The organism is Longimicrobium sp., from assembly GCA_036389135.1.
GTDB lineage: Bacteria > Gemmatimonadota > Gemmatimonadetes > Longimicrobiales > Longimicrobiaceae > Longimicrobium.
Map to the genome: position 1 here is coordinate 44,847 of DASVQP010000104.1, position 17,646 is coordinate 62,492.

At 71.9% G+C, this 17,646-nt stretch carries 8 protein-coding genes; 3 read left to right on the forward strand and 5 right to left on the reverse strand.

Features of this window, described 5'->3' with window-relative positions; genetic code table 11:
* Nucleotides 1–127: 127 nt before the first annotated feature.
* From VF584_21955 to VF584_21975, 5 genes are all read right to left on the reverse strand, one after another.
* Nucleotides 128–5,128 carry a translocation/assembly module TamB domain-containing protein gene (locus VF584_21955; GenBank protein HEX8212855.1) on the reverse strand — a complete coding sequence of 1,667 codons (5,001 nt, stop codon included), beginning with the start codon at nucleotides 5,126–5,128 and terminating at the stop codon, nucleotides 128–130.
* Nucleotides 5,128–7,344 (reverse strand): BamA/TamA family outer membrane protein, encoded by a 2,217-nt coding sequence (locus VF584_21960; GenBank protein ID HEX8212856.1) that lies wholly within the window; start codon nucleotides 7,342–7,344, stop codon nucleotides 5,128–5,130. Before VF584_21960 ends, VF584_21955 begins: the two co-directional genes overlap by 1 nt.
* Before the next feature lie 686 nt (nucleotides 7,345–8,030).
* Entirely contained in the window at nucleotides 8,031–10,535 is a 2,505-nt protein-coding gene (locus VF584_21965) for a PBP1A family penicillin-binding protein (protein HEX8212857.1), read from the reverse strand.
* Nucleotides 10,536–10,955: 420 nt separating this feature from the next.
* On the reverse strand, nucleotides 10,956–12,248 hold the full coding sequence (locus tag VF584_21970) for a DEAD/DEAH box helicase (protein HEX8212858.1): 1,293 nt from the start codon (nucleotides 12,246–12,248) through the stop codon (nucleotides 10,956–10,958).
* A gap of 229 nt (nucleotides 12,249–12,477) precedes the next feature.
* The gene (locus VF584_21975; protein HEX8212859.1) at nucleotides 12,478–12,786 is read right to left on the reverse strand and encodes a HigA family addiction module antitoxin; all 309 of its coding nucleotides are present in this window, start codon (nucleotides 12,784–12,786) and stop codon (nucleotides 12,478–12,480) included.
* Nucleotides 12,787–13,016: 230 nt separating this feature from the next.
* Here VF584_21975 and VF584_21980 point away from each other — a divergent pair, with 230 nt between their 5' ends.
* The 3 genes from VF584_21980 to VF584_21990 all read left to right on the forward strand — a co-directional run bounded on the left by VF584_21980 (nucleotide 13,017) and on the right by VF584_21990 (nucleotide 17,428).
* The gene (locus VF584_21980) at nucleotides 13,017–15,848 is read left to right on the forward strand and encodes a 2-oxoglutarate dehydrogenase E1 component (GenBank protein HEX8212860.1); all 2,832 of its coding nucleotides are present in this window, start codon (nucleotides 13,017–13,019) and stop codon (nucleotides 15,846–15,848) included.
* 118 nt (nucleotides 15,849–15,966) lie between these two features.
* Complete coding sequence (gene odhB, locus VF584_21985) at nucleotides 15,967–17,229, forward strand: 2-oxoglutarate dehydrogenase complex dihydrolipoyllysine-residue succinyltransferase (GenBank protein HEX8212861.1); 1,263 nt, start codon at nucleotides 15,967–15,969, stop codon at nucleotides 17,227–17,229.
* A gap of 1 nt (nucleotide 17,230) precedes the next feature.
* Nucleotides 17,231–17,428 carry an antitoxin family protein gene (locus tag VF584_21990; GenBank protein HEX8212862.1) on the forward strand — a complete coding sequence of 66 codons (198 nt, stop codon included), beginning with the start codon at nucleotides 17,231–17,233 and terminating at the stop codon, nucleotides 17,426–17,428.
* The last annotated feature ends 218 nt before the right edge of the window (nucleotides 17,429–17,646 follow it).

Sequence of the window (17,646 nt, forward strand, 5' to 3'; positions counted from 1 at the left end):
TGGTTCCAGCCGGGGGATTTATCCCCCGGTGCTGCGGCCCCCCGGGGGTGCCCCCGGGGTGTTGCGCCCGGTGTGCGCCCCCAAAATCACCACGCCCCCGGATGCCTTAGCATCCGGGGGCGTGGTGTTACGGAGGTGCCGGAGGGGTCGTGGAGACGTTCTCCGGCGGGGGTGGGGGCGGCGGGAGGCCGGTGGGGGTCGACTTTTCCCCCGGCGCGGGCTCGGTGCGCGGGCGCGGACGCTGGATCGCCTCGTCGCGCTTGCGCGAGCGGCCGTACTCCCAGCGGCGGCGCACGTCCAGCGAGCCCTGGTAGTCGCGATTTCGCAGGTTCTGCTGCAGGATCGGATCGCGGCGCACCGGCTCCACGGCCAGCCGCAGGCTCAGCGTGCGCGTGATCTCCCAGTCCAGCGCGAGGCCGAAGCGGCGCGCCCCGTTCTCGGTCGAGAAGATGTTGAAGATCTGGCCCGTCAGGAAGACGTCGTCCACCAGCTCCTTCCCCGCTTCAAGCGAGACCGCGCTGAAGATGCTGGCGCCCGACGACACGTTGAACGCTCCCAGCCCGGCCCCGCTGGGCCGCGCCCGCACGCGCACGAAGTCGACCAGGCCCGTCTGAATCAGCCGCTCCTCCAGCTCCCGCGTGATCAGGTTTCCGATGAACTCCTCCAGGAACACGCCGCCCACGATCTGGCTCGACAGCGCCTCGAACGCCGTGCCCGCCGTGGCGCTCTGGCGGCCGAAGACGAGGAGCGACGCGATCTCCGACGACGGCAGGGGCTGGCGCGTGTTGGCGCTCAAGGCGACCTGCGGGTTCTGCACGGTGCCGGTGAGGCGCACCTGCACGGTGATGTCCTCGCCGCCCAGCTCGGGGTCGCGCACCTGGTACTCGGCCAGGATGTCCAGGCCGGGGTTGAACTCCTGCGTGCCGTAGAAGCGCACCACGCCGGACTGGATCTCGAACTCGCGCTCGATGGGGCCGATGGCGACGGTGTAGGTGCCGCGACGCGCCTCCAGGTCGCCGAAGACGGAGAAGGTGGGGTTCCCGGGCGGCTGGTCCACCAGCAGCTCGCCGCCCAGCTGGATGCGCGCGTCCGGCGACTGGAGCCAGACGTTGTCGCCGATCTCCACCCGCAGGTTGCGCGGGCGCAGCGCGGCCAGCAGCGCCGAGGCTCCCGCCGGGGCGCTCACGGTGTCCGCGCCGATCTCGCCCACCTCGGCGCCCAGGATCTCCGCCTCGCGCTCGGCGCCGAGCGCGGGGAGGTAGATGGTGCCGTCTTCGATGCGGACGTTGCCGGTCGCGACCGTGCTGGGGAAGCGGCCGGAGATTGCGAGCGCCGCGTCCACCTCCAGCTCGGCCATCTCGCGGTTGTCGATCACCTGGAAGTTGTCCAGCGCCAGGCGGACGTACATGTCCGGGCGTGCGGGATCGTCCAGGCGCACGGTGCCGTCCACGCGGGCGCGGCCCCCCGCGGAGAGCGCGACCAGCGAGTCCAGCCGCACCAGGCTCCCATCCAGCGTGACCTGGCCGGCGATCCCGGTCCAGCGCACCCCCAGCGGCACCACCGTCATCGCGCCGCCGATCAGGCTCGCTCCGCCGCTCACGCGCGGCCTGCGCAGCGTCCCCGTCACCTGCACGCGGGCCTGCGCGACGCCCTCCGCGTCCTCGATGGTGGGGACGGCGGAGGCGAGGAGCGCCAGCGGGAGCGAGTCGGCGTTGAAGGTGGCGGTGAGCGCACCGTCGCGCGCCAGCTCCACCTGCGGGACCATTCCGCCCAGCGAGACGGCCATCGGGACGCCGGCGCGCAGCTCCATCACCCGCCGCCCGCCGATCTGCGCGTCGCCCGTGACGTCCATGCGCCCGGCGGCGTAGCGCCCCACCAGGGCGAAGCGGTCCAGGCGGAAGCCGCGCACCAGGAGCGAGTCCACCCGCGCGTCCAGCGTGATCAGCGGCGCGGCGACGGGGCCGGTGATGGCGGCCTGCAGGTTCAGCGCGCCCGCCAGGTCCGGCACGGCGGTGTTGGGCGCCAGGCGCCGCACGTCCACCAGGCTCAGGTCGGTGATGCCGATGCGCAGGTCCGCGATGCCCGTGGTCGGGAGGGCGCCGTCGGCCTCTATCAACCCGCGCCCGCCGTCCGCGCGGCGCAGGGCGAAGTTCTCCACCGCCAGCCCGCGGTCGCCCCAGCCGAGGCGGGCGCGCTGCCCGAGCTCCCAGCGGGAATCGCCCAGCCGCAGCGCGAGCCTGTCGAAGATCGCCCCCACCGGCGTCGCACCGTCTAGCTCCAGCCGTCCGGAGGCGGTGATGTCGGTGGCGGGGTCGCGGCGCGCGGCAAGGGTGAAGGTGCTGCTCCCCGGCGCGATGACGGCGTCCAGCCGCAGCGAATCCAGCCGCTGCGTGCCGTATTCCAGCGCCGTGCCCGCCACGTTGACGCGCCCGTTCCAGGCGGTGCCGGCGCGCAGGCCGCTCACGTCGAAGGCCAGCGTGCCCGCCGCCATGCTGCCGTAGCGGAGACCCCGCGCGTTACCGCGCGCGGCGATCGTGGGCGCCTTCACGGTGCCCGTGATCGTTCCCGAAGCCGTCAGCGCACCGGCGAGATCGGGGAGGGTGTCGCCGCCGGGAATGATGGGGCGAAGGAGCGCCAGGTCCGGCGCGTTCAGCGCGAACTGGAGCGGCGTGGGCGAGGGGGTGGTGAGCCCGATGGCGCCCGTGGCCGAGAAGCGCGCGCCGCGCAGCGCGAAGTCCAGCGTGTCCACCCGCAGGATGCCGCCGCGCGCCTCCAGCCGCGCGAGCCCGGTCTGCAGCGGGTAGCGCCCGATCAGCGACCCCGGCTCCGCGCGGAAGGCGACGGTGCCGGCAAAGGTCTCCGGCGTGGTGCCGCGGCCCTGGATGGCGAGGGTGCCGGTGAGGCGCGTGCGCGGCGCGGAGGTCATCCCCGGCAGCCCGCTCACGTCCAGGTCGGCGACGGCGCCGTTGACCGCGTACGAGGGGACGGGGCCCGGCGCGTACCACCCATCCACGTCCAGCAGCCCCTGCTCGCCGCGCAGCGCCACGTCGAAACGGTACGGCTGCCGCCCGCCGCCGGAGACGGCAATCGGCCCCGTGACCGGCGAGGGGAGCAGATCCGGCCGGCCGAGGATGGAGCCGATGCGGAAGTTGTCCACCCGCCCGGCCACGTCGAACTGCGCGGGGGAGCCGCCGGGGCGCCGCACCGTGCCGCCGAGCGCAAAGGTGCCGCCGCCCTGCGCCAGGTTCACGCCGAAGCGCAGGTCTTCGGTGGTGCCGCGCGCGTTGAAGGTGCCGGTCAGCAGCCCCTGCGCGGCGGCGGGCGCGTTCTCCAGCACGGAGGCCGCGCGGAACGCCTCCACCGAGCCGGTGACCTCGAAGCGCGGCACCGCGCCGCCCATCGCCACGTTGCCACGCGCCGCGATGGCGCCGGCCGCGCCGCTCAGGTCAAAGCGGAAGTCAACGCTCTCCGAGGTCCCGCTCACCGCGATGGGGCCGGACAGCGTGGCGGAGCGGAAGGGGAGGGCCGGGAAGAGCTGCGTCAGCGTGGCGAGGGCGAGCGGCTCGGCGCGCCCTTCCAGCGAGTAGCGCATCGGCGGGCCCATCGCCAGCGTGCCGGACAGCCCGCGGATGCGGCTCTCCGGCGCGGTGCCGACGGCGTACGCCAGGCTCCCTTCCTGGATGCGCATCGCGGAGAGCGGGCCGGAAAGCGTGGCGCCGCCGCGCATCACCCCCTGCAGCATCGCCGCGCTCTCCGGTGCCAGCGGGCGCAGCGTGGAGAGGTAGAGCGGGTCCGCCCCCACGCGCAACCCGTCCAGCCGCATCGGCTGCCGCCCGGCCGCCAGGAGCACGCGCCCCTGCGCGGTGAGCACCGACGGCGTGGCCTCCGGAGCGTCGCGCGGCGTGACGCGCGCGGCGACGTCCACGCGCAGCGCCTCGCCCTCGCTCACGACGGTGCCGCTCAGGATGCCGGCGAACTCGCTGCGGTCCAGGTAGCCGAGCGTCTCCAGGTCGGCCAGGCGCACGCGCTCCATCGTCAGGCGCGCGTCGCGGACGGCCGTGGCCTGGCCGGGGGCGGTGATGACGGTGACGTCGCCGCCCAACCGCGAATCCAGGATCGCCACGCGCGCGTCGGTGACGGCGTACTGCATCCGCCCGCCGCTCAGCGTGTTGATCCCCAGCGAGAACGCCGCCATCCCCTGCCCCGGAATCGCGATCCCCATCCCCTGCAGGTCGCGGAAGTCGAGCGGGGCAAAGCGCAGGTCGATGTCGTACGCCAGCGCCTCGCCGGCTGGAGTCATCGTCCCGCCGCCGGCGAAGCGCGAGTGGGCGGCCCGCACCTCGGCCAGGTTGAAGCGGATCACCTGGTCGCCGCGGTCCTCGAAGAAGCCGCGAACCTGGGCGATGCGCGTGTCCGGGTTGCGCACCGTGGCGGACATGGAACCGATGTCCACGCGCCACCCGCCCCCGCCGCCGAAGCGGATGCCGGGGAGGACGGCGTCCAGGTCGCTCAGGTACGACACGCGAACCCAGCGCCCGCCCTCGCGCCGGATCTCCGGCTGCTTGAGGGAGGCGAAGCGGCCGGTGGGGGCGGCGGGTCGGCTTTCCAGCGGGTACGCGATGCGCGCGCGCCCGTCCACGATCCGCATCCCGCGGATGACGATGGAGCGCGCCGCGGCCTCGTCGCCGTTGGCGCCCGTGGGGCGCACGGGGGTGCCGTCCGCCTCCGCCACCACGATCCCGAAGACGTTCCACTCGCCCCTGGCATCCTGCGACAGCCGCAGGTCGGGGCGGACCAGCTCGGCATCGCGCAGCACGTACGCGCCGGTGCCGCTCACGGAGCCCGCGTCCAGCGTTCCGCGCGCCAGCGGCGCCGCGACGATCGTGTCGCCGTTCGCGTCCAGGAAGGCGACGTTGCGCAGCGCGATGGCGAGCGAGCCGTCCTCCTCCACCGCCTGCACCGTGAACGCCTCGCGCGGCAGCCCCAGCGCCATGCTGACGCGCTCCTCGGCCACCTCCATGGTCTGGGTGCGGCGGACGAACATCCACACGCCGCCAAAGGTGAGCGCGAAGCCCACCAGCAGCCCCAGCATGAGGAGCCCGATTCGACCCAGGCGGCGGCGCGGCATCAGAACGTCTGCCCCACCGAGAGCTGGAAGATGAAGCGGTTGAGGCTCAGCGCCCCTCCCCGCCCCTCAGGCGCGAAGCTCTGGTTGATCGGCGTGGGAAGGAGCCGGTCGTTCTCGTCGATGGCGTACAGGCACCCGCGCTCCGGGTCGTACGGATTGTACGCCACGTCCACCCGCAGCGGCCCCACCGGCGTGGCGTAGCGGAGCCCCACCCCGGGCGTGATGCGCAGCCCCGGGTCGCGGCTCTGGCACCCTTCCGCCTGGCGGGTGGCGGGGTCCCACACGCGCCCCGCGTCCACGAAGCCGGCCAGCCGCAGCGACTCGCGCAAAAAGGGCGAGGGCGCGGTCACCTCCAGCGTCCCCAGCAGCGTGCGGGTTCCGCCCGTGGCCGAGTTGAGCGTGTCCACGTCCAGCTCGGTGACGCTGCCGTCGTCGCTCAGCCGCGTGCGCTCCACGTAGACCTGCGGGCCCAGCTCGTTGCGCGGAAAGCCGCGCACCCCCGCCGGGCCGCCGCCGTAGAAGCGCCGGTTGGGCGGAATGTATCCGTCGCCGTTCAGCAGCCCCTGGAAGAACGTCCCCCCCGCCAGCCGCGCGGAGGCGATGACGGGGCCGCCCAGCCGCCGGTACACCGTGCCGTCGGCGTAGACGCGCAGGTACTCGTCCTGCGACCCCAGCGCCGCCGAGGCGTAGTCCATCGTGGTGCGAAGCTGGTGGCCGCCGCTGGGGAAGGGGTCCAGCCGCACGCGGTTGCGCAGCACGGAGGTGTTCAGCGAGTTGGACCAGCGCGACCGCTTCAGCGCCTCGATGTCCTCGCGGTTGCACACCTCCACCGCCACGCAGAAGAAAAAGTCGTTCGCCTCCGTGCGCGACCTTTCCACCGTGAAGGTGCCGGAGAGCAGCGTCCCCGTCGCCACCTGGCGCACGAAGCCGGCCTGCCCGCCCCGCGCGCTGCGCATGTAAAGCCCCACCTCGGTGAGCCGCTCCGCGTAGACGCTGGCCAGGAACGAGGTGCGGATGCCGAAGAGGCGCGGCTGCACGAAGTCCGCGGCGACGCGGTAGTTCAGCGCGCTGGCGATGGTGGTGTCGATGGAGGTGGAGGTGGAATCGAGCTGGAACTCGTCGCACAGCCGCGTGTCGCGCAGCGCGTCCACCGGCCCCGCCGCGCCCAGCTTCGACACCAGCCCGGAGACCTCCAGCCGCCGCGCGCCGCCCAGGAAGTTGCGGTCCGTGTGGCTCCCCTGCGCGCGCAGGCAGTCCTGCGTGCCGTAGCCGACGGAGGCGTCCACGGCGTAGCGCGCCGCCTCGGCCACGCGCACGATCACGGTGGAGCCGATGCTGTCCATCTCCAGCTCCGCGCTGTCCGGCGTGAGCTGGAGCGAGTCCGGCGCCACCTCCACCGCCGCGAAGTCCACCAGCTCCAGCTCGAACAGGTTGCGCTGGCTGCGGGAGAGGTCCGTGGCGCGCAGCCGGCGCCCTTCGCGAATTGCGATCTGGTGCCGCGCCGTGCGTTCGGTGATGCGGTCCAGCCCGGCGAAGAGGATGGTGTCCACCGTCACCAGCGGCCCCGTGTTGGCCACGAGCTGCACCTCCGCCACGTCCGCGATGGTGTCGATGGAGTAGTTGCGCAGCACCTGGGCGTAGGGGAAGCCCCTGTCCAGCAGGTTGTTGCGCACCGTATCCACCGATGCCAGGAAGTCGTTGCGGCGGAACGGCTCGTTCAGCTTCAGCGGCAGCTTGCGCGCGATCTCGCCCGCGCTGTCGGCGCGCTCCACCCCCTGCACCTCCAGCACCCGCAGCGTCACCAGGTCGCCGGGGTTGATGCGAAAGGTGACGTCCACGCTTCCGCCCGCGATCTCCTGCACGTCCGGGACGACGCGGGTGCCGTAGTACCCGTTGTCGCGGTAGGCGAGCTGGATGCGCACCACGTCGCGCGAGAGGACGCCCAGGTCCAGCGTGGGCTCCGTGCGCCCGAAGCCAAAGGGGCAGATGGGGAGGATGAAGAGCTTGCACGACCTTCCGCGCGTGGTGACGACGCGGCGGAGGGTGTCTTCGGAGATCTCGAGGTCGCCCTCGAACTGGACGCGGCGGATCTCCCGCCCGGCGAACTGCGCCAGGCCGGGAAAGGGGCCGGTGGGCGCCCCGCCGCCGCCGGCGCACGCACCCAGCAGCACCACCGCCACCAGCAGGGCGAGGGCGTGGAGCCGGCGTCTCATCATTCTGCGCTCGGGCGCAGCGTGCATCGGTTTACGCTTGGGCAGGCGGCGTACGGCGGCGCTCTCCGGGGGCAGCGTGCGCGCCGGGCCGGAGTGCATAATCACGGCAATCTACTGCGCGGCGCGGGCAAGGCAAAGCGGCACCTTTCATCCCCGCACCGGTACGTTCGTGCACCGGTGTACCCGGCCGTCGAAACAGTCGTTCCGAGCGCGCCATCGGCGCATCGCAAATCGTTGGCGCGGCAGCCAGAAAGCGCCTCCACATCACCACCTCCTGAACGGAGCGCCGCCCGATCCATGCCTCCGCGCCGCAACTCAGGCGCGAAGTGAAGGAAGCGATCCATGCGGCCAGATCGGCACTGGCCCATGTTCCTCAGCCGGGCCCGTACGGACCGTGGCGCGGGGGCCGTTTCGGCGTGGGGGGCGCCGGTCGTCTCCTTCACTCCGCGACACGCGACGGCGCGGAGGCAGGTGCGTGTAGCGCTTCGTTCAGGAAGTAAGGCGTGGTGTTCAATGCTCTGCTTAAAGCGCCTTACCTCCTGAACGAAGCGCCGCCCCGATCCATGCTTCCGCGCCGGAATTTCGGGCGCGGAGTGAAGGAAGCGGTCCATGCCGCCCGCTCGGCACTTGCCCATGTTCCTCGCCAAGGCCCGTACGGATCACGGCGCGGGGGGCGGCTCCAGACGCTTCTACAGCGAGATGGTGTCTACCTGCACCGGCGGGATGAAGATGCTGTCGCGCGGCCCCGGCGTCACGGGGTCGGCCACTCCCGCCGGCTCGCGCGCCTCAGGCTCTTCGCGGCGCGGGCGCGTCGACTGCTCGGCACGCGGCGCGGAGCCGTCCACCGGGAAGCCGGCGCGGCGGCGCACGTCGCGCCACACGCGGGCGGACTGCTCGCGCACCCACTCGCGCACCTGCGTCTCCGCGGCATCGACGGCGCGCTCCCACCAGGGCGGGGCGTCCGGGGCGCCGCGGGGGCAGACGCTGGGCGGCACGGCGCGGCGCAGGAAGTACTCGTCGAACGACGCGCCCCGGGCCCGGCACCCCGGCGAGATCACGCGCAGCCCGGACACCGCCACCTTGCGCTCCACCACTCCGCCCGGCGGCTCCCACGCCACCGGCACGCGCCCGTTGGCCGCCGCGCGCACCATGCGCCCCCACACCGGCGCCGCCAGCTCGCCTCCGGAGCCGCGCGCCGTGATGGGGCGCCCGCGGTCGAAGCCGATCCACACCGCGCCCACCACGTCCGGCGTGAAGCCGACGAACCACGCATCCGTGGCGCCGTTGGTGGTCCCCGTCTTCCCCGCCGCCGGGCCGCGCAGGCCGACGTCGCGCGCCTTGCGGCCGGTGCCCCGGTCCACCACGTCGCGCATGGCGTCGGTCACCAGGAAGGCGACGCCGGGGTCCAGCACGCGCCGGCGCCGCACGCCGGGCTCCCACAGCACCTCCCCCGCCGCGTTCTCCACCCGCGTCACGAAGCGTGGCTCCACCCGCGACCCCAGCGTGGCGAAGGCGGTGTACGCCCTCACCAGCTCCAGCGGCCGCAGCGCCGCCGCGCCGATCGCCACCGACGGAAGCGCGGGCACCTTGGCCGTGATCCCCATGCGCCGCGCCTCGGAGCTGACCTCGTCCAGCCCCGCGCGCTCGGCCAGCCGCACCGCCACCGTGTTCACGGACCAGCGCAGCGCGTTGCGCACCGACACGGGACCGCGGAAGCGCCCGTCGAAGTTGCGCGGCTCCCACACGTCGCCGGCGGGCATGGTGCGGCGCAGCGGCTCGTCGATGAAGGTGTCGGTGAGCGCCACGCCGCGCTCGATCGCCGCCGCCCACACGAACGGCTTGAACGCCGACCCCGGCTGCCGGAATCCCTGCGAGATGCGGTCGAAGCGCGAATCCTCGAACGACCGTCCGCCCACCCACGCCCGCACGTCGCCGGTGCGCGCGTCCATCAGCACGGCGCTCCCCTGCAGGTACGGCGTCTCGGCGCCTACTGTCGCGTCCTTGCGGCGCGGACCCTCGAAGCGCCCGAACACGCCGCCCTCCACGCGCCGGATCTGCGCCTCCAGCTGCTTCTCGGCGGCGGCCTGCGCGCGCGGGTCCAGCCCGGTGCGGATGCGCAGCGCCCCCGCGTACAACTGCTCCCCCATGCGCTCTTCCAGCACGCGCCGCACCATCTCCACGAAGTACGGCGCCCGCCGCCGCTGCTGCTCCGTCTCCAGGCGCGCCAGCTTCAGCCCCGCCGCGCGTGACTGGTCACGCTCCAGGGGCGTGATCCGCCCCTGCTGCGCCATCAGCCCCAGGATCAGGTTGCGCCGGGCGAGCGATCGATCGGGGTTGCGGCGCGGGTTGTAGTTGGTGGGCGCCTTGGGAAGCCCCGCCAGCAGCGCGGCTTCCGGCAGCGTCAGGTTCGCCGCGTGCTTCCCAAAGTAGATCCGCGCGGCCGACTCGATCCCGTAGACCCCCTCGCCGAAGTAGATCTGGTTGAGGTACGTCTGGAGGATCTGGTCCTTGTCGTACTTCCCCTCGATTTCCGTCGCGACGCGGATCTCCAGCAGCTTGCGCTTGATGGTGCGTTCGGAGGCGGGGAGGCGGTCCGGGAAGACGTTTCGCGCCACCTGCATGGTGATGGTGCTGGCGCCCTGGCTGCGCCCGCCCGGCATCAGGTTGCGCGCCGTCGTTCCCAGGAAGCGCCGCCAGTCCACCCCGTGGTGTGAATAGTAACGCTGGTCCTCCACCGCCACGAACGCCTGCGGCACGTACTTCGGAAGCCGCGTGATCCTCACCACCTCCCAGCGCACGGGCGTGAGCCGCGCCAGGATGCCGCCGTCCGCATCGTAGACCGTCGCCGCGCCGCCGGGCTGCAGCGATGCCACGCGCGCCACGTCCGGGCACCCCATGAACCCGCACCGCTCCCACATGAACGCGGGGATGAACCCCACCAGCGCAAACGCCCCCAGCACCCACCTGCGCCGCTTCCGATCGCGCAGCGACGCGCCGAGCGCCCCTACCGTGGCGTCCACCAGGTGCAGAAAGAACTCCGCGTCGCGCCGCAGCGTGTCGCGCACCCACCCGCGCGGGTTCTTTGCGGCATACTTCGCCGTCGCGACGAACTCCTCCCAGCGCTGGCGCACGCGCGGAAAGTAGCCGCCTCGGTAAATGTTCCTGACGCGGGGCTGGTCTTGGGGATCGGTCATGTATGGCGGTCGGGGACGCATCCGCGGGGGCGGCGCGCCGTGCTCGGTTGCTCGCGGGTGGTGGACTGCACAAAAGGGGCCCGGGATGGGGGATGGGGGATGGGGGATGGGGGAGGGGGGATGGGGGATGGGGGATGGGGGATGGGAATGGCTGATAGAGGACAGGTGACGACAGGCCGGCACCGGCGCGGTGGATGGCACGGGCAGCCACGTGGGGCGGCCCCTACGGGTTTGGTTTCGTCAGGCGGAGGTCGCGCGTGCGGGCGAGCCCCCGACGACGCCCTTGCACACCGCACATAACGAAGAACGCCCCGATCACGGATCGGGGCGTTCTTCGATGTCGGGGCCGAGTGGGGATGGCCGCGATCTCCCCCCTCTCCCAGCAGTTTGGGAGAGGGGGGCCGGGGGGGTGAGGGGTCCTCAGCCCACCCGCAGCAGCTTCGCCAGATCTTCCTGCGACAGCTCGCCACTCTTGCGGCCGCGCGTGGTGCGGGCCTCCTTCTGGGCGGCGCGCTTGGTCTGCGGCATCGGGGCCTGCTCCACCGGCGGGGCCGGCTCGCCATCCTCGCCCAGAATCAGCGGGGTGTCGGCCACGAAGAAGGAGTAGCCGGGGACGTTGACGCGCGGGATGCGCGCGCCAAGGAGCTGCTCCACCGCCGCCACGTCGCCGATCTCGCCGCCCGACATGAGGGTGATCGCCACGCCCGTCTCGCCGGCGCGCGCGGTGCGGCCCACGCGGTGCACGTATCCTTCCGGGTCTTTGGGCGCGTCGTAGTTGATGACGTGCGAGATGCCGTCCACGTCGATCCCGCGCTGCGCCACGTCCGTAGCCACCAGCACCTGCACCTCGCCGCTGCGGAACGACTCCAGCGCGCGGACGCGCTGCTGCATGTTCCGGTCGCTGTGCATCGCCTCCACCTTGATGCCGGCGCGGGCCACGGCCTGCGCCACGCGGTCCGCGCCGAACTTGGTGCGGCAGAACACGAGGGCGCTCTTGAACTCCGGCTTCAGCAGCAGCTCCAGCAGGAGCCCCGTCTTCTGGCGCGCGTCCACCGGGTAGACGAACTGGTCCACGCCCTCGGCGGCCTGCACCTTGGGCGCCGCCTCCACCGTGACCGGGTCGCGGAGGATGTCGTAGGCCAGCGACTTCACCGAGTTGGGCATGGTGGCGCTGAAGAAGAGCGTCTGCCGCCCTTCCTTTGGCATCCGGCGCATCACCTCGTTGATCTGCGGGCGGAAGCCCATGTCCAGCATCCGGTCGGCTTCGTCCAGCACCAGCACCTCGACCTTGGAGAGGTCGATGTTGCCGCGCTCGATGTGGTCGATCAGGCGCCCCGGCGTGGCCACGAGGATCTCGTAGCCGGCGCGCAGGCCGCGCATGTCCTTGTCCAGCGGCACGCCGCCGTACACCACGCCCACGAACAGCTCGCTGCCGCGCGAGTAGTCCCGCGCGGACTCGCCCACCTGGATCGCCAGCTCGCGCGTGGGGCAGAGGACGAGAGCGCGGAGCCCTTCCTTGCCGCGCAGCCGGTGCAGCGTAGGAAGCATGAAGGCGGCCGTCTTGCCCGTCCCGGTGGGGGCGCGGCCTAACACGTCCCGCCCTTCGAGGGCGGCGGGGATGGCCTGCTGCTGGATGGGGGTGGGGATTTCGTACCCGAGCGCCAGGACGTTGCGTACCAGCTCGGGCGCGAGGTTCAGCTCGTTGAAATGCATTTTTCCTTGTTGGGTGGCCCGGACTCTTCCCTCCGGGTCCGCCGCTGGTCGCAGCGCAGGCACCGCGTGGTGCCCATCGTTCGCCGCTCGTGAGTTTGTCCAGGATTGGACGTAGTGCCCAGAAGAATCACACGCCCATTCTGGCGCGGGGCACGACCGCATGACTCGGAATCTTTCCAAGTCCTCTAAGTTAACGCATTTGCCGCGTTTACGACACCCCGCGCCGGGTTTACGCTCGCTTGAGCGCCGGAATGGCCTCCAGCTCCTCCGCCAGCGGCGAGCGGAGCGCGTGCCACAGATCCCAACCGCGCTGGAGGTTGAGCCAGAAATCCGCGTCCATCTCGAACATGCGCTGGAGCCGCAGCGCCGTGTCGATGGTTACGCCGCGCCGCCCCTTTACGGTCTCGTGGAGCCGCGGATACGAGATGCGCAGGCGCCGCGCGGTTTCCGCGAGCGAGAGCCCGTGCGGGACGATGAACTCGTTCAGGAGCATTTCGCCCGGATGCGTGGGCGGGCGGTTCTTTGGCAGCCGATTCATTACGCTTCCTGTCAGGGACCAGGCCTGTCCAGTACGCCGGCATTTTAACGGCATCCATCATAGGAAGGAAGAACGAGATGCCGACTGCCCGCGCGTGGGTCAGACACTTGCAGCACCGCGCCGTAGCGGCCCGCCACGGCCGGCAGTAAGTTGTCGCGGCTTGCCGCACGCCTCCGGGGCGGGGCGGCTCACCGGCGCACCCTCGCGGGCGCCCGCACGATGTGTGGACCATGGCAGACCTTCGCGAATTCACCGGGCCCAACGCGGCCTACGTGCTGGACCTGTACGACCGCTTCCTGAGCGACCCCGCCTCGGTGGACGAGGAGTGGCGCGGCTACTTCGCATCCTTTTCGCCGACCGGCGAGCCCGCGGCCGCCGGCACCACGGCCGCAGCCACTCCCGCGGACGTGGACCGGATCGTGGCGGCGCGGGAGCTGGCGCGCTCCATCCGGGCCCGCGGGCACACCGCGGCGAAGCTGGACCCGCTCGGCCAGGAGTCGCCGGTGGACCCGTCGCTGGACCCCGCGTTCCACGGGATCAGCGAGGCAGACCTGGCCGCGCTCCCCGCTTCGGTGGCTCGCAGCGCGCCGGACGGGACGACAGACGCACTCTCCGCGATCAGGCGGCTGAGGGAGATCTACTCGGGCACCACGGGCTACGAGTTCCTCCACCTTCCGGACGCGGACGAGCGCGGCTGGCTGCGCGACGCCATCGAAAGCGGGCGCTTCAACCAACCCCTCCCCGCCCCGCGGCGGCGCGCGCTGCTGGAGCGGCTCTCGCAGGTGCAGGGGTTCGAGAACTTCCTCCACCGCGCCTTCTTCGGCCAGAAGCGCTTCTCGCTGGAAGGGACCGACACCATGGTCCCCATGCTGGACGAGATCATCCGCGAGGCGGCCGGCGCCGGCGCGCGCGACGTGCTGATCGGCATGGCGCACCGGGGGCGGCTCAACGTGCTGACGCACGTGCTCGGCAAGCCGTACGAGATGATGGTGGAGGCGTTCCTGAGCGCCCAGCACGTCCCCGGCGGCGACGCGGCGCAGAACTCGGACGAGCCCTCGGGCGACGTCAAGTACCACATGGGGTGGCAGGACGAGCGCGAGGTGGAGGGCGCCCGCGTGCGCGTGACCCTCTCGCCCAACCCCAGCCACCTGGAGTTCGTCAACCCCGTGGTCGTGGGAATGACGCGCGCGTCGCAGGACGACACCACCGGCCCCGGCGCGCCCCGCCACGAAAAGGCCGCCGCGGTCGCGGTGCTGATCCACGGCGACGCGGCGTTCCCCGGTCAGGGCGTGGTGCCTGAGACGTTCAACATGATGTCGCTCCCCGGCTACACGGTGGGCGGCACCATCCACCTCATCGCCAACAACCAGATCGGCTTCACCACGAACCCGGAGCAGGACCGCTCGACCCGGTACTCGAGCGACCTGGCCAAGGGCTTCGAGGTGCCGGTGGTGCACGTGAACGCCGACGACGCGGAGGCGTGCATCAACGCCGCCCGGCTGGCGCACGCGTACCGGCAGCGCTTCGGCAAGGACTTCGTCATCGACCTGGTGGGCTACCGGCGGTGGGGGCACAACGAGGGCGACGAGCCCGCGTTCACCCAGCCGCGCATGTACGACGTCATCAAGGACCACCCCACCGTGCGCGACATCCTGGCGCGCCGGCTGGCGGACGAGGGCGTGGTGCCGCGGGACGAGGCGGACGCGATGCTCCAGGGCGCCACGGCGCGCCTCGGCGAGATCCTGGACCGCATCAAGGGTGGCGACCACGCCGCCCACGGCCACGACGATGCCCCGTCGCGCAACGGCAAGCACGGGGTGGAGACCGCCGTGCCCGCCGAGCGTCTGACCGTGCTCAACGAGGCGATGCTGGCGCGGCCGGAGGGGTTCACTCCCAACGCGAAGCTGGAGCGCCTCCTCCAGAAGCGCCGCGACGCGATGGGTGCGGAGGGCGGCATCGACTGGGGCCACGCCGAGGCGCTGGCCTTCGCGTCGCTGCTGCAGGACGGCATCCCGGTGCGCATCACGGGGCAGGACGTGGAGCGCGGCACCTTCAGCCATCGCCACGCCGTGCTCAACGACGCGGTCACCGGCAAGAAGCTGAACGTCTTCCACCAGATCGCCGACGCGCGGGCGACATTCGAGATCCACAACTCGCCGCTCACCGAGATGGCGGTGGTGGGCTTCGAGTACGGCTACACGATGGCCGATCCCACCGCGCTGGTGGTGTGGGAGGCGCAGTTCGGCGACTTCGTGAACGGCGCGCAGGTGATGATCGACCAGTACCTGGCCGCGTCGTACCAGAAGTGGGGCGAGCGGAGCGGGCTGGTGCTCCTGCTTCCGCACGGCTACGAGGGGCAGGGTCCGGAGCACTCGTCCGCGCGGCTGGAGCGCTTCCTCCAGCTCTCGGCGGAGGGGAACTTCCGGGTGGCCAACTGTACCACGTCCGCGCAGTACTTCCACCTGCTGCGGCGCCAGGCGACGCTCCTGTCGACCGACGCGCGCCCACTGGTGGTGATGAGCCCCAAGAGCCTCCTGCGCCACGCGCTGGCGGCCAGCCGGCTGGAGCAGCTGGCGAGCGGCACCTTTCGCCCGGTGCTGCTGGACGTGCCGGAGGAGCGCGCCGCGCAGATCACCCGGCTGGTGCTGTGCAGCGGCAAGGTGTACGTGGACCTGGTGGGCTCCGGCGAGGAGCAGCGCGCCGAGCGCGCCGCCATCGCCGGGCTGGAGCGCGTGGCGATTGGGCGGGTGGAGGAGCTGTACCCCTTCCCCGAGGAGCAGCTGGCGAAGTCACTTGCCGCGCTCCCCGCCCTGCGCGAGGTCGTGTGGACGCAGGAGGAGCCGCGCAACATGGGCGCGTGGAGCTTCGTGGAGCCGCGCCTGCGTGCCCTCCTTCCGGAAGGCGTGGAGCTCGGCTACGCGGGCCGCCCGCCGCGCGCCTCCCCCGCCGAGGGCTACGCGCACCGGCACACCGCGGAGCAGAACCGAATCGTGCGCGCGGCATTGGCCGATGCGCCGGACGCGGCGCCGATGCGGGCGTCGTTCATTGGAAAGCGAAAGTAGGACGGCAGGGATGAAGGGATGAGGGATGGAGGAATGGACCGTCCGGCTGCCTCGAGGCTCCTCCTGATCCCCAATCCCTCATCCCCCATCCCCAATCCCTAATCTGGAGCGTACCCCGATGCCGGTTGAGATCCGCGTTCCGCCGTTGGGCGAGTCGGTGGTGGAGGCCACGGTCGGCCGCTGGACCAAGCAGGAGGGCCAGCCCGTCGCCAAGGACGAGATCCTGGTGGAGCTGGAGACGGACAAGATCACCGTCGAGGTCGCGGCCCCGCAGGCCGGCGTCCTCGGGCGGATCGTCAAGAACGAAGGCGACACCGTCGGCGTCAACGAGCTGCTGGCCGAGCTGGGCGAGGGCGCCGGCGCTGCCGAGCAGCCGCCCGCGGAGGCCGCGGCTCCGGCCGCCGCGCCGGCTGCCGCTCCCGAGGTGGCCGAGCACGTCGGCGAGGGGGCACAGACCTCGCCCGCCGTGCGCACCCTGGCGGCGGACAACAACCTGGACCTCGCGCAGATCCGCGGCTCTGGCCCCAACGGGCGCATCACCAAGGAAGACGTCCTCAAGGTGATCGAGGACGGCCGCGCGCGCGCCCAGCAGCAGCCTGCCGCCGCACCCGCCGCACCGGCGCCCGCCGTGCAGGCCGCGCCCCCGCGCCCGCAGCCGGCCCCCACCGCGCCGGCCGCACCGGGCCGCGAGAAGCGCGAGCGGATGTCGCGCCGCCGCCAGACGATCGCGCGGCGGCTGGTGGAGGCGCAGCAGACCACGGCGTCGCTCACCACCTTCAACGAGGTGGACATGAGCGCGGTGATGAAGCTGCGCAAGGAGCGGCAGGACGCGTTCGTGAAGCAGCACGGCATCAAGCTCGGATTCATGTCGTTCTTTACCAAGTCGGTGATCGCCGCCCTCAAGCAGTTCCCGCGCATCAACGCGGAGATCCAGGGCGACGAGATGGTCCTCAAGCAGCACTACGACATCGGCATCGCCGTCGGCGCCGAGGAAGGGCTCGTGGTGCCCGTGATCCGCGACGCGGACAAGAAGAGCTTCGCCGCGCTGGAGAAGGAGATCGCCGACCTGGGGGCCCGCGCGCGTGACGGGAAGCTGACGCTGGAGGAGCTGCAGGGCGGCACCTTCACCATCACCAACGGCGGCACCTTTGGGTCGATGCTCTCCACGCCCATCCTCAACCCGCCGCAGGTCGGCATCCTGGGGATGCACAACATCGTGGAGAGGCCCGTCGCCGTGAACGGCCAGGTGGAGATCCGCCCCATCATGTACGTCGCCCTCACCTACGACCACCGCATCGTGGACGGCAGCGAGGCGGTGCGCTTCCTGGTCACGGTGAAGCGGAACATCGAGGATCCGCTCAACCTGCTCCTCGAAGGCTGACATGACGAACGCCGTGCGCGCTGTCGTTCACGACGGGAAGATCGAGCCTCTGGACCGGCTCGACCTTCCCGAGGGCACGCGGCTGCTCATCACCGTCGTTCCCGATGACGAGCAGGATTTCTGGACGGGCGCGAGCCAGCCGTCGCTAGACATGGTCTGGGGCAACGAGGAAGACGACGTCTATGGCCAGCTGGTCTAGGCACGACGTCGTCCTCGTTCGATACCCGTTCTCGGACCTGTCGGGCGCAAAGGTGAGGCCGGCTGTCGTCGTGAGCGCGGCACATCCTTCTCAGGATCTGCTGATAACCCCGCTCACGAGCCGGACCACGGGCCTGCTGCCGGGAGAGTTCATGCTGGCGGAGTGGGCACGCAGCGGACTCCACGTGCCGACCGCCGCGAAGCGTGGGGTGTATACGA